Origin of the sequence: Nonomuraea sp. NPDC048881 (genome assembly GCF_040649795.1) — a bacterium.
In the GTDB taxonomy this organism is placed as follows: Bacteria; Actinomycetota; Actinomycetes; order Streptosporangiales; family Streptosporangiaceae; genus Nonomuraea.
On record NZ_JBEZGC010000020.1, the window covers coordinates 1 to 20,600 of the forward strand.

18 protein-coding genes are annotated in these 20,600 nt (G+C 68.9%); 6 read left to right on the top strand and 12 right to left on the bottom strand.

What is annotated here, in order from left to right; translation table 11 throughout:
• Positions 1-569: 569 nt before the first annotated feature.
• The 4 genes from AB0C33_RS42205 to AB0C33_RS42220 all read right to left on the bottom strand — a co-directional run bounded on the left by AB0C33_RS42205 (position 570) and on the right by AB0C33_RS42220 (position 3,154).
• Entirely contained in the window at positions 570-1,025 is a 456-nt protein-coding gene (locus tag AB0C33_RS42205) for a hypothetical protein (protein WP_358298698.1), read from the bottom strand.
• Between the two features lie 458 nt (positions 1,026-1,483).
• Positions 1,484-1,795, bottom strand: coding sequence for a MerR family transcriptional regulator (locus AB0C33_RS42210; RefSeq protein WP_358298700.1), 312 nt, complete (start codon positions 1,793-1,795; stop codon positions 1,484-1,486).
• A 55-nt stretch (positions 1,796-1,850) separates the two neighbouring features.
• A complete protein-coding gene (locus AB0C33_RS42215) occupies positions 1,851-2,285 on the bottom strand; it encodes an Hsp20/alpha crystallin family protein (protein ID WP_358298702.1) in 435 nt (144 codons plus the stop codon).
• 98 nt (positions 2,286-2,383) lie between these two features.
• Positions 2,384-3,154, bottom strand: a complete 771-nt coding sequence (locus AB0C33_RS42220; RefSeq protein WP_358298704.1) for a PhzF family phenazine biosynthesis protein — start codon at positions 3,152-3,154, stop codon at positions 2,384-2,386.
• A gap of 169 nt (positions 3,155-3,323) precedes the next feature.
• Here AB0C33_RS42220 and AB0C33_RS42225 point away from each other — a divergent pair, with 169 nt between their 5' ends.
• A complete protein-coding gene (locus tag AB0C33_RS42225; protein ID WP_352320833.1) occupies positions 3,324-3,707 on the top strand; it encodes a cell division protein SepF in 384 nt (127 codons plus the stop codon).
• 6 nt (positions 3,708-3,713) lie between these two features.
• Here AB0C33_RS42225 and AB0C33_RS42230 read toward each other — a convergent pair whose 3' ends face one another.
• The 5 genes from AB0C33_RS42230 to AB0C33_RS42250 form a co-directional block, all read right to left on the bottom strand.
• Entirely contained in the window at positions 3,714-5,048 is a 1,335-nt protein-coding gene (locus AB0C33_RS42230) for a hypothetical protein (protein WP_358298706.1), read from the bottom strand.
• A gap of 120 nt (positions 5,049-5,168) precedes the next feature.
• Positions 5,169-6,896, bottom strand: coding sequence for an arginine--tRNA ligase (gene argS / locus AB0C33_RS42235; RefSeq protein WP_358298708.1), 1,728 nt, complete (start codon positions 6,894-6,896; stop codon positions 5,169-5,171).
• Positions 6,893-9,184: an HAD-IC family P-type ATPase gene (locus AB0C33_RS42240; protein ID WP_358298709.1), complete on the bottom strand. Its 2,292-nt coding sequence runs from the start codon at positions 9,182-9,184 to the stop codon at positions 6,893-6,895. The genes argS and AB0C33_RS42240 overlap by 4 nt, the downstream gene beginning before the upstream one ends.
• Positions 9,185-9,225: 41 nt before the next feature.
• Positions 9,226-10,245 (bottom strand): phosphate acyltransferase PlsX, encoded by a 1,020-nt coding sequence (gene plsX, locus AB0C33_RS42245; protein ID WP_358298711.1) that lies wholly within the window; start codon positions 10,243-10,245, stop codon positions 9,226-9,228.
• A gap of 155 nt (positions 10,246-10,400) precedes the next feature.
• The gene (locus AB0C33_RS42250; RefSeq protein ID WP_352361759.1) at positions 10,401-10,961 is read right to left on the bottom strand and encodes a DUF1707 domain-containing protein; all 561 of its coding nucleotides are present in this window, start codon (positions 10,959-10,961) and stop codon (positions 10,401-10,403) included.
• Positions 10,962-11,136: 175 nt separating this feature from the next.
• On the opposite strand from AB0C33_RS42250, the gene AB0C33_RS42255 reads away from it, so the two are divergent.
• Both AB0C33_RS42255 and AB0C33_RS42260 read left to right on the top strand, forming a co-directional pair.
• Positions 11,137-12,453, top strand: a complete 1,317-nt coding sequence (locus tag AB0C33_RS42255; protein ID WP_358298713.1) for a lysine 2,3-aminomutase — start codon at positions 11,137-11,139, stop codon at positions 12,451-12,453.
• A gap of 465 nt (positions 12,454-12,918) precedes the next feature.
• The gene (locus AB0C33_RS42260; RefSeq protein WP_358298715.1) at positions 12,919-13,842 is read left to right on the top strand and encodes a hypothetical protein; all 924 of its coding nucleotides are present in this window, start codon (positions 12,919-12,921) and stop codon (positions 13,840-13,842) included.
• 510 nt (positions 13,843-14,352) lie between these two features.
• Here the strand turns inward: AB0C33_RS42260 and AB0C33_RS42265 are convergent.
• The 3 genes from AB0C33_RS42265 to AB0C33_RS42275 all read right to left on the bottom strand — a co-directional run bounded on the left by AB0C33_RS42265 (position 14,353) and on the right by AB0C33_RS42275 (position 16,437).
• Positions 14,353-14,508, bottom strand: coding sequence for a hypothetical protein (locus AB0C33_RS42265; protein WP_185845322.1), 156 nt, complete (start codon positions 14,506-14,508; stop codon positions 14,353-14,355).
• Between the two features lie 134 nt (positions 14,509-14,642).
• Entirely contained in the window at positions 14,643-15,509 is an 867-nt protein-coding gene (locus AB0C33_RS42270) for an ABC transporter ATP-binding protein (RefSeq protein ID WP_352320848.1), read from the bottom strand.
• A complete protein-coding gene (locus AB0C33_RS42275) occupies positions 15,502-16,437 on the bottom strand; it encodes an ABC transporter permease (RefSeq protein ID WP_352320850.1) in 936 nt (311 codons plus the stop codon). The genes AB0C33_RS42270 and AB0C33_RS42275 overlap by 8 nt, the downstream gene beginning before the upstream one ends.
• A gap of 470 nt (positions 16,438-16,907) precedes the next feature.
• On the opposite strand from AB0C33_RS42275, the gene AB0C33_RS42280 reads away from it, so the two are divergent.
• The 3 genes from AB0C33_RS42280 to AB0C33_RS42290 all read left to right on the top strand — a co-directional run bounded on the left by AB0C33_RS42280 (position 16,908) and on the right by AB0C33_RS42290 (position 20,590).
• The gene (locus AB0C33_RS42280) at positions 16,908-18,542 is read left to right on the top strand and encodes an ABC transporter substrate-binding protein (RefSeq protein WP_358298717.1); all 1,635 of its coding nucleotides are present in this window, start codon (positions 16,908-16,910) and stop codon (positions 18,540-18,542) included.
• Between the two features lie 130 nt (positions 18,543-18,672).
• Positions 18,673-19,617 carry an ABC transporter permease gene (locus tag AB0C33_RS42285; RefSeq protein WP_358298719.1) on the top strand — a complete coding sequence of 315 codons (945 nt, stop codon included), beginning with the start codon at positions 18,673-18,675 and terminating at the stop codon, positions 19,615-19,617.
• The gene (locus tag AB0C33_RS42290) at positions 19,610-20,590 is read left to right on the top strand and encodes an ABC transporter permease (RefSeq protein ID WP_358298721.1); all 981 of its coding nucleotides are present in this window, start codon (positions 19,610-19,612) and stop codon (positions 20,588-20,590) included. The genes AB0C33_RS42285 and AB0C33_RS42290 overlap by 8 nt, the downstream gene beginning before the upstream one ends.
• Positions 20,591-20,600 lie beyond the last annotated feature (10 nt).

The window sequence follows — 20,600 nt, forward strand, 5'->3', positions numbered from 1 at the left end:
TGGGTCAGTAAATCGGCTTGCGGCGCTGGAGGGTGCGCTGTCGCAAGGGGCAGGTGGCGCCTTCGGTGGATTCCAGTCGGTTCCGCCTCTGGTCAATCCGAGCCGGCCCGTTTTGGAGACTTAGGGTCTGCACGCTTGTCCGTACTCAGGTCTGCACACCAATGAGTACGCTGACACTTCGGCGTCACTCTGCGGGGGAGGAGACACTGTCAGGGTGTTGCGCGCCCCTACGAGCGGCTCCTGGCAGCTGCAACAGCCAATAGCGAGCCGTGGGGGCCGCGCCATAGAGGCAGACCTGCCTTCGGCGGTGACCGGGACTGCGCGATGACCGGAACGAGGTGCTGTCGCCGAAGTCCTGCTCATGCCTGGGGCTTTGTCTCTGTCGGCCACGCCCATCAGTGCTGTTGCCGGCCTGTCGGATGTCCCCACTCAACTGTCCGGACTGGTGGCGTAGCTGTGCACTCCAGGAGCCGGGCTGGTGTTGGCATGGGACCTGGGCTGGGTGTCAGCGCGAGCTTGCTGAGGCTCGGCAGACTGGCCGTTCTGAGGCCATGGCAGTTGGCTGGATGTCAGGGGTGGGCGAAGAGGGTCAGTGTGCAGCTGGAGGCGATGGCCAGTGTGCGGCCCGTGGGGGAGAAGCCGGCTGTGCGGAGCTCGCAGCCCTCTTCGCGGTGGATGTGCCACCAGGTTGATCCGGGTTCGTCGCGGTAGGGGTCACCGCCACTGGACAGCAGGACGCTTTCGATGGGCCAGTCGGGGGTGACCACATCGATGGACCATCCATTCGTGGTGGTCGTGTGCAGTCCGCCGCCCAGGAGGCCGGAGATCTTGATGGGGGTGCCTGTCAGAGGTCCTATGCCTTGGCAGGTGAGGGTGTAGTCGTCCGGCCAGGCTGGTTCTGGGTCGGGGTCGCGTGCTGTGCGCTGGCCGGTGACGCAGTTGAGGACGCCGCGTCCCTGGTGAGAGGTCACGAGGATGAGGTCCTCGCCCGATTCGGGGTGTACGGCGAAGCCGACGCCGGTCAAGCCTCCGACTGCTACTGGCGGCAGGGGGCGCCAGGGTGGGGGCGGGGGTTGGAGCGGAGCGGTTCGGAACCGGGTGCGAAGGTGTTCGTGGTGGGGGTTCATGGCGGGCGAGTCCTGTCGGGGTCCGGCGGCGGTGCGGTAAGGGCGCATCCTATGCCCGACAAGACGGGGTGGCGTTTGTGCCTGGGGCGACCCGGTGGCGGGGGGCTGGGGGCGATGCTTGACCCGGTAGCCGGTAGCCGGTAGCCGGTAGCCGGTGGGCGGTAGCCGGTGGGCGGGGGTCGTGACTACCTGCGGTGATGCGGCAGGCGGTGGGGATGGTGGAGGGCGGGCAGCTCGGCGCTGGCGGTCTGGGCAGGCTCTGGAGGGCTGGTGTTCGTCGTCGCGATCGCCCAGGGGGTCCGCTGGCCTTGTGGAGGAGAGGAGAGGAAGCGCACCTCGCTCAGGGGCGCCGCATGCTAGGCGGGGTCGCCGAGGCGGGCGCGGGCTTCTTTGAGTTGCCGGCGGACGTCGGCGAGTTCGCGTTCGAGTTCCAGGATGCGGCGGATGGCGATCAGGGTCATGCCCTGGTCGGCGAGGTCGGTCACGTGCTGGACGATCAGGATGTCGCTGCGGGAGTAGCGGCGTTGGCCGCCGGACGAGCGGCTCGGGCTGATGACGTCGTGTTCGTCCAGGCGGCGGAGGTAGGCCTGGCGGACCTGGAGCATCTCGGCGACCTGGCCCAGGGAGTAGAGCGGGGCGTGTTCGTCGTCGAAGGGCAGCGCGGGCATCGTGGCCTCCTCGGGGTTCGGGGGCGGGGCCGGGATGCCCGCCCCCGGTGCCGGGTCAGGCCCGGATGGCCTTCGTGTCGTTGCGCCGGATCTCCACCTTGCGCGGTTTGGCGCGTTCGAGGACCGGGATGCGCACGGTGAGCACGCCGTTGGCGTAGCCGGCGTCGATGCGGTCGCTGTCAAGGTGCTCCGAGAGGTAGACGCGCCTGGTGAACGTGCCCATCGGGCGCTCGCGAACGAACAGCCGTTCGTTCTCGGCGATCTCTTCCTCGCGACGGGCGCTGACGGTGAGGACGCCCCGGTCGACGGTCACCTCGATGGAGTCCGGGTCGATGCCGGGCAGGTCGAAGCGCAGGACGACGTCGTCGTCGCGGCGCAGGCCGTCCATCGGCATCGTGGCGGCGCCGCCGTTGTCGAAGGTCTGGCGGGCCAGCCGGTTGAACTGGCGCTCGAACTCCTGGAAGAACGGGTCGATCGTAGTCAGCAGCATGGTTCCGAACCTCCTGCTTCTGTCGTGGTAGCTAACCTCCAACTCGATTTGTAGGTTAGACAGCCGAGTGGAGGGAAGCAAGGAGGGTAAGGAAGTTTTTACCTGGGCGTGAGGAGTGTGCCGGTGAGGATGGTCACGGCATGGCCGGCGAGGTGGACGCGGTCGCCGTCGAGGCGGGTGTGGACCAGGCCGCCTCTGGCGGAGAGCTGCGCACCGGTCAGAGCCGTGCGGCCGAGCCGCGCGGACCAGTACGGCGACAGGGCGCAGTGGGCCGAACCCGTCACCGGATCCTCGGCGACGCCCACTTGGGGAGCGAAGAATCGTGAGACGAAATCCGTGCCGGTGCCGCGGGCGGTGACGATGACGCCGCGCGCCTCCACTGCCGACAGGGCCGGGATGTCGGGGCGCAGGGTGCGTACCGTCTCCTCTGAATCGACCTCGACCAGCAGGTCCAGGTCGCTTTTCCCGACCCGGACCGGGGTGGCTCCGAGCGCTTTCTCCAGGCCGTCGGGAACCGTGACGGGCGTCACCTCCTTGGCCGGGAAATCCATCGTGATGAGGTCTCCGGCGGCGCGATTCACCGTTAGCGTTCCGCCGGCTGTGCGGAATTCGACAGGGCCGGTCGCGGCGCCGGTCGAATACAGAACGTGAGCGGTCGCCAGCGTGGCATGACCGCAGAGAGTGACCTCGACCACAGGGGTGAACCACCGCAGGGAATCGCCGAGCAGGAAGGCGGTCTCGGAGAGGTTCATCTCGGCGGCTACGCTCTGCATCCACCCATCAGTAACCGGAGAGTCCAGCAGGCAGACACCTGCGGGATTACCCTTGAAAGCTGTGTCGGTGAAGGCGTCTACAGTGAACAGGCGCATGTGGCCGATGCTATACGGGGGGACGGATATCCAGATGCAAGCGGGTTGCAAGCCGTACAAAATGGAATTAGGGCTGGGCGTGTCGCGTGGCGAATGCGGAATCGTCGGTTACCGTCCAATGTGTAGGGACGTGCCGATTACGGTGAGTTCCTGAGGAAAGGACAAGCCGATGGGGGCAGTGCGCAAGGTGGTGAACTACCTTGGCCTGAGCGGGGTCGATCACTACGACGACGGCTATGACGACGACGAGCACTACGAGGACGAGTACGTTCCGGCGACGGAGCGGGCCGCCCGGCGGTGGCGCGCGAACGTCGACGCGTCGCGAATCGTCATGGTCCAGCCGCTCAAGTACAACGACGCACCGTTGATCGGTCAGCACTTCCGTGACGGGCAGACGGTGATCATGGACGTCACGGGCATGGCGATGCCCGAGGCGACGAGGATGGTCGACTTCGCCGCCGGGCTCGCGTTCGGTTGCGAGGGTCGGATCGAGCGCATCGCCGATCGCGTGTTCCTGCTCGCGCCGGCGCACGTGGAGATCGAGACGACCTGATCGGGTCTAAGCAGCGCGCGGGCCGCGACGAATCAGCCGGGTGAGCTCGGCTGCATCGTCAGCGGCCTGTTTCGCGCGTGCGTCCGCTTCTCTGGCGTAGGCGTGCAGGGCCCAGACGGCGCCCTCGGCCAGCTCCTTCAGCTCGTTGACCTGGCCGGCCACGTAACGAGCGTCGGCGACGATGGTCTTGTGGCGCTGCCAGAGCTGCCAGCCGCCCAGCCCGAGCATGGCCACCCCGGCGGCGGCCAGCAGGAGCGAGGCGCTGAACGCCGCTCCGGCCAGGCACGCGACACCCGCCACGATCAGCACGAACGCGGCCCACGGCCGGCCGCGCGGCACGACGCCCTCGGTGAGGATGGCGTGCTCCGCCGTGGCGATCGAGGTCTCGTCGGGGCCTTCGGGGCGCAGGTGGATGCGGTGGCCGAGCAGCGGGACGGTCAGCGTGGCCGGCGGCGTCAGCCGGCTGTCGGCTTCGAGCTCCTCGGCCAGGCCGCGCAGGATAGGCGCGGCGACGTGCAGGGCGATGGCGGCCAGGTGCGGGTCGGCGCCGGGACGCAGGTCGTCGAGCAGGTGGGAGATGAGCGAGGCCATCGGGCCGGCCGGGCCGCCCTGCCCGATCTGGGCGCGCAGGACCGCCAGCGGCTCGTCCTCGGCCCAGGACGCGGCCGGGCTGGCCGAGCTGTTGCTGAGCGGGGCGGCGGAGTCGTGGTCGGCCTGCCGGGCCGAAGTGATCTCGGCGCAGCGGCCGCGCAGCCTGGCCAGGCGGGCGGCCGCGACCGCCGGACGGGCCAGGTCGGGGATTTCGGCCATCTCGGGGAAGTCGGCCAGCGACGGCGGGACGACGACCGCGGGCTCGCCGGGCACCAGCGCCTGCACCCACTCCTCGACGTCGGCGTGCTCCTGCACGGCCAGCGCGTCGAGCTTGCGCAGCACGAAGATCTTGCCGGCCGGGCCGTAGGCGCCGCGGGCGGCGGCCAGCCAGAGCGAGCGCTGGCCGTGGGTGACGGGACGGTCGAGCGACAGCTCGCCGAAGGCCGTGCCGAGCCAGGAGGCGTGGATCCGGCTGCCCTGCCCGGACACCGCCAGGGCCAGGCACAGGAAGAGCGCGGTCTGCTGCTGGTCGCGGCCGGCGGCCCTGCTCAGCGGTTCGAGCGGGTCGTCGCCGGCGAGGATGGCGACCAGCGCTTCGACGGCAGGGGGCAGCCAGTGGCCGGGTATGTCGCGAAAGCCCGGAGCGGCGGGAGGAGCGGTGCCATTGGCGGCGAGGTGCGCCAGCAGCGCCTCGGCGTAGCGTTGCAACTCCGTCGCTGCTTGGGGGCTCGCAGTCAGGTCCGTGCTCAAGGCAGAGAACTCCCCCATTTCGGCCTCAGTTCATGACCGCGTAAAGCCTAGCCGTTAGGGCGCGCCAACCCGGTGGAGGCGCGCCCATGACGGAACGGGAGACTTTGAGCCAACTGCCTGTTACATACGGTCGGGGACGGGGACGCCCAGAAGGTCGAGGCCGGTTTCGAGCACGCGCAGCGTCAGCGCGCACAGGGCCAGCCGCGAGGCGCGGGTCTCGGGCTCGACGTCGGACCGCAGCACCGGGCACTGCTCGTAGAAGGTGCTGAACAGGCTCGACGTCTCGAAGAGGAAGTTGCACAGCCGGTGGGGCTCGGAGCGGGCGGTGACCTCTTCGATGAGCGTGCCGAAGCCGAGCAGGTGCAGGGCCAGGGCGCGCTCGGCGGGCTCGGCCAGCAGGATCGGGGACGTGGCGGCCGCCGGCTCCATGTCCGCCTTGCGGAAGATGGATCGGATGCGGGCGGTGGCGTACTGCATGTAGGGGCCGGTGTTTCCGGTGAAGCCCAGCATGCGGTCGTAGTCGAAGACGTATTCGCTGTCGTGGCTGACCGACAGGTCGGCGTACTTCACCGCGCCCATGCCGACGGCGAGGGCGATCTCGTTGCGGGTGGCCTCGTCGTAGCCGCGTTCGGCGATGGCCGCCGAGGCCCGCTCGACGCCCTCCTGGAGCAGGTCCATCAGCTTGATGGACTCGCCCGACCTGGTCTTGAAGCGGCGGCCGTCCTTGCCGAGCATCATGCCGATCTGGACGTGTTCGGCCGAGACGGTGTCGGGCAGCCAGCCGGCCATCTGCGCGGAGGCGAACACCATGCGGAAGTGCAGCGCCTGGTCGGCGCCCACCACGTAGAGGATGCGGTCGGCCTTCAGGTCGTGGACGCGGTAGCGGATCGCCGCCATGTCGGTGGAGGCGTAGCCGTAGCCGCCGTCGCTCTTCCTGATGATGAGCGGCAGGGGCTTGTCGTCGGAGCCGGTGAAGCCGGGCGGGAACAGGCAGAGCGCGCCCTCGCTGTGGACGGCGACGCCCGACGACTCGAGGTCGGCGCAGGTCTTCTCCAGCATGGGGTTGTACATGCTCTCGCCGGCGAGGTCGGCGTCGGTCAGCGTGACGCCGAGCAGGGAGTAGACCTTGTTGAAGTAGCGGACGGTGGCGTCCATGAAGACGTGCCACAGGCGCATGGTGGCCGGGTCGCCCGACTGGAGGGTGGTGACCCGGACCCGGGCGCGCTGCTTGAACCCCTCGTCGGCGTCGAACTTGGCCCGCGCCGCCTGGTAGAACTCGGTGCCCATGCCCGCTTCGAGCTGGGCGACCGCGGCCGGCTCGCCGATGTCGAGCAGGTGCTCGATGAGCATGCCGAACGGGGTGCCCCAGTCGCCGAGGTGGTTCTGCCTGATCACCTTGTTGCCGAGGTGTTCGTGCAGGCGGGCCAGGGAGTCGCCGACGATGGTGGTGCGCAGGTGGCCGACGTGCATCTCCTTGGCCGCGTTGGGCGCGGAGTAGTCGATCACAATGGTCTGCGCGGGCGTGCTGGTGCCGACGCCGAGGCGCTGGTCGTCGCGCATGCCCGCGGCCTGGGACTCGATCCAGGAGTCGGCGAGCGTGATGTTGAGGAAGCCGGGGCCGCTGACCTCGACCGTGCCGGGGAAGTCGGACAGCTCGGCCTTGATCGCCTCGGCGACCTCCCGCGGGGACCGTCGCAGGCGCTTGGCCAGGCTCATCGCGACGTTCGCCTGGAAGTCGGCGAACTGGGAGGGCCGGATCAGCGGGTCTGCGTCGGCGTGCTCGGCGCCGAACGCGTTGGCCAGCGCCTGCTGGACGCGCTCGGTGAGCACTATCTGCGGGTCGGTCATGTTCTAAGGGTACCGGCGACCTTGACCGCGATGCTGATCGCAACAGCGGCCACCAGGGAGATGCCGACGGCCGTCAGGTCGTTGCTGAGGTCGCCGGGGGCGAGGGCGAAGAAGCGCCGGACGGGCGGCAGCGACAGTGCGAGCGCGAAGAGCCCCGCCATGGACGCCAGCAGCGTGATCCGCCACCAGTTGAGCGGCCTGGTGATCAGCACGAGCACCCACCACGTGGTGAGGAAGAGAGTGATCACCGCGGACGTCTGGTCCTCGGTCAGGGTGGAGGTGCCGCTGTGCGCCGCCCAGAACGACAGCAGCACCGCGACCGCGCACAACACCCCCGCCGGCACGGCGAAGCGCAGCACCCGCCGGACGAACCCCGGCCGCGCCCGTTCGACAGTGGGCGCGAGCGCCAGGAAGAACGCCGGGATGCCGATGGTCAGCGCGTTGGTGAGGGTGGAGTGGCGGGGCGCGAACGGGAACATCACCCCGGCCACGCCGACGGCCAGCGACAACACGATCGCGTAGAAGGTCTTGGTGAGGAAGAGGTTGGAGACGCGTTCGATGTTGGCCAGCACCCGGCGGCCCTCGCCGACGACGTGCGGCAGCGTGGCGAACTTGTCGTCCAGCAGCACCACCTGGGCCACCGCCTTGGTGGCCGGGCTGCCCGCGCCCATGGCGATGCCGAGGTCGGCGTCCTTGAGGGCGAGGACGTCGTTGACGCCGTCGCCGGTCATGGCCACGGTGTGCCCGCGGGCCTGCAGCGCGCCGACGAACTGCCGCTTCTGCTGCGGGCTGACCCGGCCGAACACGGTGTGGGAGTCGAGCAGCTCGCCGAGCTTGACGGGGTCGTCGTGGGGGAGCGTCCTGGCGTCGATGGAACGGTCGCCGCCGGGGATCTTCAGGCTCATGGCGATGGCGGAGACCGCCTCCGGGTTGTCGCCGGAGATCACCTTGACCGTGACGCCCTGCTGGGCGAAGTAGCCGAGGGTCTTGAGCGCGTCGGGCCTGATCCGCTGCCTGAGGGTGACCAGCGCGACGGCCTCGACGGGCCCGCCGTCCTGGGCGGCTCGCAAATCGGGCGTGCGGCACAGGACGAGCACGCGGGTGCCGGTGGCGGCCAGCTCGGCGGCCCTGTCGTAGCCGTCGCCGTCGTGCAGCAGCACGTCGGGGGCGCCCAGCAGCCAGGCGCCGTGCCCGCCGAAGTCGGCGCCGCTCCACTTGCGGGCCGAGGAGAAGGGCACGGACGAGGTCGCCGACCAGCCGTCGGCGGGGGCGGGGTAGCGGGCCCTGATGGCCTGGGCGGTGGCGTTCGGACGGGCGTCGAGGTGGGCCAGGGCGGCCAGCGCGGGCTCGACCGGCTGGCCGTCGCGCAGCGGGAGCACCTGGTCGAGGTCCATGCCGCCGGCGGTGAGGGTGCCGGTCTTGTCCAGGCAGAGCACGTCGACCCTGGCCAGGCCCTCGATCGCGGGCAGCTCCTGGACCAGGCACTTGCGCCGGCCGAGGCGGATGACGCCGACGGCGAACGCGATCGAGGTCATCAGCACCAGGCCCTCGGGGATCATGGTGACGATGCCGGCGACCGCGCCGGTGATGGCGGTGGAGAAGTCGGCGGAGTTGTGCAGCTGGCTGTAGATCAGCAGGGCGCCGATCGGCACGACCAGCCAGGTGATGTACTTGATGAAGTTCGCCACGCCCTCGCGCAGCTCGGAGTGGGCGAGGTGGAACTTGCTGGCCTCCTCCGCCAGCCGTACGGCGTAGGCGTCGGTGCCGACGCGGGTGGCGACGTACGCGCCGGCGCCGGCGACCGCGAAGCTGCCCGACAACACCTGGTCGCCGGGCTTCTTGTGCACCGGGTCGGCCTCGCCGGTCAGCAGCGACTCGTCGACCTCCAGGCCGTCGGAGCCGACGACCTCGCCGTCGACCAGCAGGCGGTCGCCGGAGCCGAGCAGCACCAGGTCGCCGAGGACGACCCGGTGCGGCTCGACCTGTTGCTCACGGCCGTCGCGGCGGACGCGGACCGGAGCCTCGTTGATCACGGCGAGCTTGTCGAGGGTGCGCTTGGCGCGCAGCTCCTGGACGATGCCGATCAGCGCGTTGGCCACGATCACCAGGCCGAACAGGCCGTCCTGCCACTCGCCGAAGATCAGGATCAGCGCCCAGAGCACGCCGATGACCAGGTTGAACAGGGTGAACACGTTCGCCCTGATGATCGCGCTGAGCGATCTGCTCGACCGCCGCGGCACCTCGTTGGTCTTCGCCCCCGCGACCTGTGCTGAGGTGAGGCCGTCCACATTTCCCCCGTTCCTGTGGATCGGTCTCACACACTACGGCGTCACCAGAGTCTGTGTGAGCGATGCGTGGCGGCGATCCGGTCGCCGATCCTGGCGACGACGCCGCCCGCGGAGAGGTCGGCGGCGACCTGGCAGGCGGCGCTGATCGCGGGCGCCCTGGAGGAGCCGTGGGCGATCACCACCGTCCCGTTCAGCCCGAGCAGGACGGCGCCGCCGTGGGCCTCGGCGTCGAGGCGCCGGCGCAGCTCGCGCAGGCGGCCGCGTTGCATGAGCGCGCCGAACTTGGCGATCCTGCTCTCGCCGATGGTCTCGGCCAGCTCGCCGAAGGCGTACCGGACCGCGCCTTCCATGGTCTTGAGGGCGACGTTGCCGGTGAAGCCGTCCGTGGTGACGACGTCGACCTTGCCGGTGAGCAGGTCGTGGCCCTCGACGTTGCCGGTGAAGCGGATGCCGGGGGAGGACTGCAGCAGTTCGTGGGCGCGTTTGACGAGCTTGTTGCCCTTCTCCGCCTCGCTGCCGATGGTGAGCAGGCCGATCCGGGGCTCGGGGATGTCGTAGGCCAGCTCGGCGTAGGCCGCGCCGAGGTGGGCGAACTGCACCAGCATCTCCGGTTTGACCTCGGCGTTGGCGCCGGCGTCCACCAGGAGGGTGGGGGTGGGGAGCGTCGGGAGCGCCACGGCGATGGCCGGTCGCAGGACGCCCTGCTGGGCCTTGAGCCGGAGGCGGCCGGTGGCGACGATGCCCGCGGTCGAGCCGGCCGACACCACGGCCGAGGCGTCGCCGCGGCGGACGAGGTGGCAGGCGATGGCGATGCTGGAGCGCGGGCGGCGCAGGCTGGCCAGGGCGCCTTCGTCCATGGCCAGGGCCTCTTCAGCCCGGACGATGGGGACCTCTTTGGTGGCGTCGTGGTCGGCCAGGGCCTCGTACAGGATGCGGGGTGAGCCGACGAGCACGATGGGCAGCTTGCGCTCCCGTACGGCGTGGACCGCGCCGGCCACGATCTCGTGGGGAGCGTGGTCGCCGCCCATGGCGTCGAGCGCGACGGGCCTGCTGTCGGACAATGGTCACCTCGTGGGACAGACGAGCCCGCCGTCGCCCGGCCGGGCCGGTACGCGGGCTCGTGTATGTCCGCATCGTAGGCAGGCCGGATGTCAGGTCGACCGGCGGGTGGACCTCCCTGCTTCCCCGGCGCGGCGGTTCCAGTCGCGGGGGCCCGTCAGTGGAGGTTCCAGTCGTCGAGGCCGCGGGTCACGACGACCTTGGAGAACTTCGACGAGCCGGTGACCCGGATCAGCGGGCCGTCGCCCGCCGAGCCGCCGCTGACGTTCCGCTTGCCGAAGATCGAGCTGCCCTCGTCGATCACGTGGGCGTTCTCCGGCACCCGGACGATCATCTTGCTGAACTTCGCGTCGGTCTCGATGGTGATCTCCCGGCCGGGGAGCACGGCGTCGGACAGGTCGATGACGAGGGCGCCGAAGCGGGCCGACAGCTTGGTGCGCCGGGAGGCGACCCAGCGCCCCTTGCGCACGATCTTGCTGAACTTCGAGCTGATCACCTGGTGCTCGATGGCCTCGGGCAGGGCGGACGGGGCGGACACCTGGGGCAGGTCCCGGGTGAGGGGGACGAGCTCGCCGATCGTCTTCGCCGTGTAGGCGATCTCCAGACGGTCGGCGTGCTCGACGCTGGTGAGTCTTCCGGTGGCGAGCGCGTCGCCCAGCAGGGCCGCGACGCGGTCGCGGTCGGCGTCGGAGGCGCGCAGGTCGAGATCCTCGGTCACGATGAATCAGTGTATGTCGAATCGCGATATGTCGCGAGTGTCAAACCTGCAAGGAAACTTGGAGCCCAGTGGAACCGGGGACGCGGCGCGTCGCGTCCGGATATTAAGAACCGTAGACGCGCGACTGGGTCGTGAGGTTTACACGCGATCGAACAAAAAAGATGGGAAAGGCCTAGTGATCTTGAACCAGGCAGGTACCCGACGCTTCAAGGCGTACACGTCCAAGCACCTCGACGAGCTCCTGCGACGGGCGGGGCTGGACGACGAGGAGCGGCTGAGGGTCCGCGCCGTGGCCACGGTGCTGCCCTTCCGGACGAACGCCTATGTCGTGGATGAACTCATAGATTGGTCGGCGGCGCCCGACGATCCCATCTACCGCCTCGTCTTCCCACAGGAGGACATGCTTCCCGCCGCGGACGTGGCCAGGCTGGCCGATCTGCTCAAGGCCGAGGCGCCCAACAGCGAGGTCCAGGCCGAGGCCAACCGCGTACGCGCGCAGCTCAACCCGCATCCCGCCGGGCAGAAGGAGCTCAACGTCCCGCGGATGGGCGACGAGCCGGTGCCCGGCATGCAGCACAAATATCCAGAGACAGTGCTGATCTTCCCTAAACAGGGGCAGACCTGTCATGCCTACTGCACCTACTGCTTCCGGTGGGCGCAGTTCATCGGGGACGCCGACCTGAAGTTCGCCTCCGACGACATCGACCGGATGGTGTCCTACATCCGCCACCACCCCGAGGTCACCAGCGTCCTGATCACCGGCGGCGACGCCATGATCATGGGTGAGCCGGTCATCAGGCGCTACATCGAGCCGCTGCTCGGCCTCGACCAGCTCGAATCGATCCGCATCGGCACCAAGGCGCTGGCCTACTGGCCGCAGCGCTTCACCACCGATCCCGACGCCGACGCCACGCTCGGCCTGTTCCAGGAGGTGGTGAAGGCCGGCAAGAACCTGGCGTTCATGGCCCACTTCTCGCATCCGCGGGAGCTGGAGTCGCCGCTGGTGGAGTCGGCGGTCGAACGCATCCTCGGCAGCGGGGCCACCATCAGGACCCAGGCGCCGCTGATCAGGTCCATCAACGACGATCCAGCCGTGTGGTCGTCGATGTGGCGGCGGCAGCTTCGGATGGGGCTGATTCCCTATTACATGTTCGTCGAGCGCGACACCGGGCCGCAGGACTACTTCGCGGTCCCGCTGGCCCGCGCGTACGAGATCTTCAGGGACGCCTACTCGACCGTCTCCGGGCTCTGCCGTACGGTCCGGGGGCCGTCCATGTCGGCCACGCCGGGCAAGGTGTGCGTGGACGGCGTGACCGAGATCGCCGGTGAGCGCGTCTTCGTGCTGCATCTCATCCAGGCCCGCGACCCGGAGCTGGTCGGGCGGCCGTTCTTCGCCCGGTACGACCCGTCGGCGGTCTGGCTGACGGATCTGCGGCCGGCGTTCGCCGAGCGTTTTCCGTTCGAGCCGGCCGACGCCTTGCTGCCCATCTGAGTGGTCGCGTTCTCGCGCCACCGTCCCTGAATTGTGCGCCCCCGGCCCGTGACATTTGTTAATGCGACCACTTGTTCGCGGGCCGTGCGGGCGCACGTCGGTGTCGCGGTCCCGATGGCGATCGGGTCCGCGCGGAATCGAAATCAAAACCGGGGTATTTCCCGTTTTGTCTCTCCGCTCAACGCTCCCCCTTTACTCGGTAACCGGGCTGCAAACCCTGCTACATGGGCTTTCCGGCCGCCTGCGGGCGATCACCGTCAGTGATACAACTGCTTCCGTAGCTCAGCCGTGACAGCACGCTTCGTGTGGTGCCCATAGCGTGTGCGCCACGGCATTCGGGGGTTATCGATTCGCATTTCCACCGCATTCGAGAGCGATCGATCACGAGCCGGGAAGGCAATCATGAATCGAGTAGTCAAGGCGGCCGTTGCCGTCACAGCATTCGGCTTGGCGGCGGCTTTGGCCGTGCCAGCTCAAGCAGAAGTTCAATTCACTCACACCGCCAAGATCGTCCCGCTGGACGGCCTGGGCGGGGGCACCAGCGGAGGCCCGCTCGACCTGCTCGGCGGGCTGCTCGGCGGCGGGCTGCTCAGCAGCCTGGGCGGCGGCCTCGGCGGCCTGACCGGGGCCGCCAAGGCCAAGTCGGCGGACGCCGCGGGCGAGGCCAGGGCGCGCGACATCGCCGACGAGAACCGGCGCGCCAGCCTGGCGATGACGCCGAACGCGGCCGAGGACGTCACCCAGCAGAGCGGCCCGCTGCCCGAGCTGTCGCCCATCCTCGGCAGCGGCGCGATCGGCGGCGGCGGCCGGGGCCTGGCCAAGTCGCTGCCGCTGCTCGGCGGCGCCCGCATGGCGCAGCCGCTGGTCAAGGGCGCGCCCCAGAGCAACGGCGGGCTCACCGGCACGAGCGCCCCGCTGCGCGGCGCCATGGACACGATGACCGCCCTGGCCGGGGCCTCGGTCGGCGGCGCGATGGGCAAGGTGGGCGGCGGCGCGCTGCTGCCCGGCACGGGCTCCGGCACGGCCGGCACCGCCACCACGAGCATGACGGGCGCCACCAAGGGCCTGCGCGACCTGTCCATGGAGTCCGGGATGGGCGGGCTCACCCGCGCCGCCAGGATGGCCCTGCCGCACGCGTCCGGCGGCGAGCTGGCGCCGATGGTCGGGCAGGTCGCCCCCGTCGAGGCCGCGCCGGTCGTCGAGGCGCTGCCGGGCACCACCCGGACCGCCTCCGTCGACGAGATCACCCCGCTCATGCAGGACACCGCGGGCTTCGTCTCGGCCAACGGCTCCAAGGCCGCCGGCTCCTACAGCGACATGGTCTCCGCCCTCGGCTGGAGCAGCGACGCGCTGACGAGCTCGGTGCGGGGCTCCTGGGTGCGCGACTGAGGCGAGCGCGGCGCGTCCCGGACGTGTCGCGGACGTGACCCGCGCGGGCGCGTCCCGGACATGACGTGACGACGCGCGCACGCGGCCCCGCCGAGGGCCGTGCGACGGTTCGCCGGCGTCCAAGGTGCCGACGCTCGCGAACCGGCCGTGACGGCCGTGAGGTGGCCCGCGTTCAGGTGCCAGGTTGTTCCCGCGACGGCGGGTTCCCGCTCTCCCCGGCGTCGGTGGACGCCCGCGGAACCACGGGGGCGTCGTCGCACCGACAGGACAGGCCGATGGGGTGCGCTCACAAGGTGCCGAGCGCCCCGACGGCACTGCCGCGCGTCGGTCGCGGGTCCGCCGCTCGGGCGGACGGGCCCGCCACGGGTCTGGGCGGATGCGCTCCAGCCCGGAGGTTCACGCGCGCGAGCCGCCGCTGACTGCAGGGCAGCGGCGCCGCGCCGAGCCCGCCGCCGGCCCCGCCACGGGGTCGGCGGCCTTCTCTTGTCCCCCCTTGTCCGGCGCGGGCCGTTAGGGCAGCCGGACGCCGGTGCGCCGGGCTATCTGGGCCTGCAACCGGGCCATCTGCCAGTGAAGCTCAAGCAGCTGCTCGGCGAGCTGCATCCTGGGGATCTCGGCCACGTCTTCGATGGCCAGGTGGTCGATCGCGGCCGAAAGCTCTCCCATCGCGCGCCCCCACTCCATCAGCGTTCCTTGGATCGAATTCGCGTTCGAATACTATCGGAACGGCAGTCACGCTGTCAGTGTTTCGGCGCGCGAGTCACCCACGTTTCGCGCAGGTGATCGAAAAGCGGGCGGGCTCAGCCCTTGTTGTAGGCGGCGATGACTTCCTTGGGGTCGCCGTCCATCCGGATCTTGCCCTTGTGCAGCCAGATGACCCGGTTGCAGGTCTCCTCGATGACCTTGAGGTCGTGGGCGACCAGGAAGACCGTGCCGGCCGACTCGCGGATCTGCCGGATGCGGGCCTCGCTCTTCTTGCGGAACTCGCGGTCGCCCGTGGCCAGGGCCTCGTCGATGAGCAGGACGTCGTGGGTCTTGGCCGAGGAGATGGCGAAGCGCAGCCGCGCGCCCATGCCCGACGAGTACGTGGACATGGGCAGCTGGACGAACTCGTCGATGCCGGAGAAGTCGACGATCTCCTGGTACTTCTCCTTGACCTCCGCCGGCGTCATGCCCATGGCGTAACAGCCGAGGACGATGTTGCGCTCACCGGTCAGCTCGCGCATGAGCGCGGCGTTGACGCCGAGCAGCGAGGGCTGGCCGTCGGTGTAGACGGCGCCCTCGTGCGGCGGGAGCAGGCCGGCGATGGCGCGCAGCAACGTGGACTTGCCCGACCCGTTGCGGCCCACGATGCCGATGGCGTCGCCGTGGTAGGCCACGAAGGTCACGCCCTTGACGGCGTGGACCTCCTTCATCTGCGGGCGGCCCTGGCGCTTCAGCAGGCGCGTGAGGGCGTTGACCGCGTTGCCCTTCTCGTTGTCGGTGGCCGTGCCGTAGACGCGGTAGACGATGTGCAGGTCGTCGACGATGACGGTCGGGGTGCCCGTGGGAACGTCGAGCGGACTCTTGCCCCGGGGCTCCGGGTTGGGGTGCACCCTCACGTCCTTGCCGGGGACGCCGGGCTCCTCGCCCTTCACCTGTGACAGCTCCTCGGTCAGTTCAGCCACGCCCGTACCTCTCCTCGGACCGCCAGAAGTACCAGAAGCCGAAGCCGAGTGAGAACACTGCCCAGAATACGCAAGACACCCACACCATGGTCGGCGGGTAGTGCCCGTTCTGCGGGTGGTAGCTCTTGATCAGGATGTCGCGCATCCACTCGATGTAGGAAGCCGTCGGGTTCAGGTACATCACGTCGGCGACCCACTGGGGCAGCTTCGCGGACCCGACCACCTTGTCCTGGATCGAGAAGAAGACACCCGAGGCGTAGAGCCAGGTGCGGGTGATGAACGGCAGCAACTGGTTGAGGTCGCGCATCTGGGCGCCCATCCGGGCGATCACCAGGCTGGCCCCGATGTTGAACATCGTCTGGAGCGCCAGCACCACCGGGATCATGAGCCAGAACCAGGTGGGCCACTCGCCGGTGGCCGTCACGATGACGAGGAGCACGCCCATGGAGATGGCGAGCTGCTGCAGCTCCTGGATCGTGTACGCCAGCGGCAGCGACGCGCGCGGGAAGTGCAGGGCGCGGATCATCGACAGGTTGCCGGAGATCGACTTGGCGCCCGCCGTGACCACGCGCTGGGTGTAGGTGAAGACGAACATCCCGGTCAGCAGGAAGGCCGGGTAGTTCTCGATGCCGCCCCGGCCGCCCAGGATGACGCCGAACATCACGTAGTAGATGCCGGCGTTCAGGAGGGGGGTCAGCACCTGCCACAGCTGGCCCAGGGCCGAGCTGGAGTACTTCGAGACGTTGCGGGACGTCGCGTACGTCAGGATGAAGTGTCGCCGCTCCCAGAGCTGGCGCAGATAGACAGGGAACCTCGGCCGCGCGATGGCACGGCGAAGTCCGTATCTCTCGGCGAGCTTGGCCAGCGGCTCCTGCCCGCTTCGGCCGCCCGCCTGGGCGTCCGCGACAGCGGATTCCGGCTGGCTCATGGCTAGGACTCTATTGGATCCAGGTCGGTGGGGTGCCTGCCGCGAGGGACGCGGCAGATGCTTGGACGGAGTCTTGGGGCGCCAGGTTCCAAGGTGCCGTCAAGACTCGCTCAACCGTAGCCCAGCGAGGCGGGCCATGGCGGGAAGGGCGCGACCACGGTCCTGTAGGGGGTAATTTTCATCCGCTGTTCACGTCGAGGCTTGACCTGTTTGAGCATCCCTGGGGTGTTTGTAGTCTTATAGGAAGAATGTCTGTGACGCTGGATTGGCGCACGTGTGACCGAACTGCAACGCGCCAGAGACTCGCTGGTGGCAAGTAGTAAGGGATAGTCGCGATCGACTGGCAGGGCGTCGGCTGGTTTGACCATGTCAGCCAAATCCGGGGGATACCAGGAACCCCCCGTCAGGCTGCTTACCATCACCGCAGCTCAGCGCTGTCGCCCACCTGTAGAGGGAGGATTTTTTTCACCATGCGTGTTACTAAGGGCGCACAGATCGTCGCCGGTACCGCGCTGCTCGCCCTCGCGGTTGCCGCGTGTGGCGGCGGTGCCTCGGACGGCGGCACTGCCGCGGGCGGCGGCGAAACGCCGGTCCGCATGGAGATCGGTGAGCCTCAGGAGCTCCTCAACCCGCTGAACACCACCGAGACCGAGGGCTCCGAAGTCCTCGCCGCGGTGTTCTCGCCGCTCGTCAAGTACGACGAGAACAAGCAGCCGGTTGAAGAGGCCGCTGAGTCGATCACCACCCAGGACAGCAAGGTCTGGACGATCAAGCTCAAGTCCGGCTACACCTGGCACGACGGCAAGCCGGTCACCGCGGCTGACTACGCGCGGGCCTGGAACTATGGCGCCAACCAGGACAACGCCATGAGCTCCTCCGCCTTCTTCTCCCGCATCGACGGCTTCGCCGACGTCCACCCGGGCGAGGGCAAGACGCCGACGGCCAAGGAGATGAAGGGCCTCAAGGCTGTCGACGACAGCACCCTTGAGGTGACGCTGTCCGCACCGTTCTCGCAGTTCAAGACGATGCTCGGGTACACCGCCTTCTACCCGCTGCCGGCCTCCGCGCTCGGCGCCGACGGCAAGGTGACCCAGGCCTACGGCGAGCAGCCGATCGGCCAGGGCCTGTTCAAGGTCGACAAGCCCTACAAGAAGGGCGGCGCGCAGACCATCGACATGACGGTCTACGACAAGTTCCCCGGCCAGAAGCCGAAGAACTGGACCAAGCTGCAGTTCAAGATCTACAGCTCGGCCGAGACCGCCTTCCAGGACCTCCAGGCCGAGAACCTGGACGTGGACGACTCGCTGCCCGCCTCGGCGATCGCGACCGCCAAGTCCGTCCTCGGCGACCGTTACTTCGACGAGCCCGACGCCTCTGTCGGTTACATCGGCGTCCCGCTGAAGTACAACCCCGAGTTCAAGAACCCGGACGTGCGCAAGGCCATCTCCATGGCCATCGACCGCAAGACCATCACCGAGACGGTCTTCGCGGGCACCCGCGCCCCGGCCGACGACTTCATCAACCCGGCCATCCCCGGTTACCGTCAGGGCGCCTGCACGGCCTGCACGTACAACCCGGCCGAGGCGAAGAAGCTCTACGCCGACGCCAAGGGCCCGGCCAAGCTGGAGCTCGGCTACAACGGCGACGGCGGCCACAAGGAGTGGATCGAGGCCGTCGCCAACAACCTCCGCGCCAACCTGGGCATCGAGGTCACGCCGAAGCCGTTCGAGAACTTCAAGGCCATCCTGGACGACCTGGACGCCAAGAAGTACAAGGGCCTGTTCCGCATGGGCTGGTCGATCGACTACCCGTCGGCCGAGAACTACCTGACGCCGATCTTCGGCACCCAGGCCATCTCGACCGGCTCGAACTACGGCGGTTACGAGAACAAGGAGTTCGACGACATCGTCGCCAAGGGCGACCAGGCCGCCGACGCCGCCGAGGGCCTCAAGCTCTACCAGCAGGCCGACGACATCCTGATCAAGGACATGCCGTACATCCCGGTGTACTTCTACCGGAGCAACTTCGGCCACTCCACCAAGGTCAAGGGCGTCAAGCTGAACCTGCTCAACCAGGTTCAGTGGTCTGACGTCGAGAAGGCCTGACGTCATTCGCCGGGCGGGCGGCTCTTGCCGTCCGCCCATCGGAGGACTGAGCTTGGAGGCAGTCACTTTGGGGCCGGGCAAACCGCGGCTACGAGGGTGACTGCCTCCACGCATGTACCGGAGGGCTTGAATGGGCCGTTATGTCATCAGGCGACTGCTGCAGGCGATACCCGTCCTGCTCGGCGCCACGCTACTCATCTTCTCGATCGTCTTCGCCCTGCCCGGCGACCCCATCCAGGCACTGGCGGGCGAGAAGCGCCTGGACCCGGCGGTGGCCGAGGTCCTGCGCGACCAATACCACCTGAATGATCCGCTGCTGCTGCAGTACTGGTACTACCTCAGCGGCGTGCTCCTCCACGGGGACTTCGGGACCACCTTCTCCAGGATCCCGGTCTCGCAGCTCATGGCCGGCAAGTTCCAGGTCACGCTGAACCTCGCGCTGACCGCGCTCGTCATGGAGGCCATCATCGGCGTCGGCCTCGGCCTGTGGGCGGCGCTGCGCCGCGGCAGGGCCTCCGACACCGCCATCCTCGCCTCGACGCTGCTGCTGATCTCCGTCCCCACGCTGGTGACGGGCTTCGTGCTGCAGCTCGTGCTCGGAGTCAAGCTCAAGCTGTGGACGGGAAGCGACATCTTCCCCGTGGCCGGCATCTCGGCCGGGTTCCGCAGCTACCTGCTGCCCGGTTTCGTGCTCGCCGGCACGTCGATCGCCTATCTCACCAGGCTGACGCGGACGAGCCTGGTGGAGACGCTGCGCGCGGACTACATCCGCACGGCCACCGCCAAGGGTCTGGCCAAACGCCGCGTCATCGGCAGGCACGGGCTCCGCAACGCCCTGATCCCGCTGGTCACCTACCTCGGCGCCGACCTCGGGAACCTGATGGGCGGCGCGGTCATCACGGAGACGATCTTCAACCTGCCGGGCATCGGCAACCAGCTGTTCAACTCGATCCTGCTGCGAGAACAGCCGGTCGTCGTGGGCATCGTGACCGTGCTGGTGCTGATCTACATCCTGGCCAACCTGGTCGTCGACATGTTGTACGCAGTGCTCGACCCGAGGATCCGCTATGAGTAACGAAGCAAACGTCGGGCCCATGCTGCCGGAAGCGAAGTCGCTGGTCACGGAGGCCCCGGCGCCACCGTCCCCCGACAAGCAGGGCAGGCGCGGCAAGCAGAAGCAGGAGAAGCCCGCCAGCCTGTGGACCGACGCCTGGTACGACCTGCGCCGCCGGCCGATGTTCATCATCTCCGCGGTGCTGATCGCGATCCTGCTCGTCATGGCGTTCTGGCCGTCGTTGTTCACCTCGATCGACCCGACCAACGCCCAGACCTGCGACCTGTCCACCGCCCGGCAGCTCCCCAGCGTGGGGCACCCGTTCGGCAAGGACAGCCAGGGGTGTGACGTGTTCGCCAGGACGATCTACGGCGCCCGCAACTCGATCGTGATCGGCGTGACCACCACGATCATCACGATGATCGTGGGCGGCCTGCTCGGTCTGTTCGCCGGCTTCCGCAGCGGTCTGATCGACTCGGTCTCCTCCCGGGTCACCGAGATCTTCTTCGCCATCCCGCCGATCCTGGGCGCCCTGCTGATCGCCGCCACCTTCCGCGACAGCGGCATCAACAGCATCCTGCTGGTCATCGCGGCGCTGGCGGTGCTCGGCTGGCCGATGGTGTTCCGCATCATGCGGGCCTCGGTGATCACGGCCAAGAGCCAGGACTTCGTGGTCGCCGCACGGTCGGTGGGCGCGGGCCAGTGGCGCATCATGTTCAAGCACCTGCTGCCGAACTCGCTGGCGCCGGTGATCGTGGTCAGCACGATCAACCTGGGCGGCTTCATCGCGGCGGAGGCGGCGCTGTCGTTCCTCGGGGTCGGCGTGCAGTCGCCGGACATCTCGTGGGGCCTCATGATCGCCGACGCCCGGCCGCGGTTCCTCGACGCGTCGCTGCCGCTGTTCTTCCCGGCCCTGTTCCTGAGCATCACGGTGCTCGCGTTCATCATGCTGGGCGACGCCGTGCGCGACGCTCTCGATCCGAAGCTCAGGTAGAAGGGGGGAT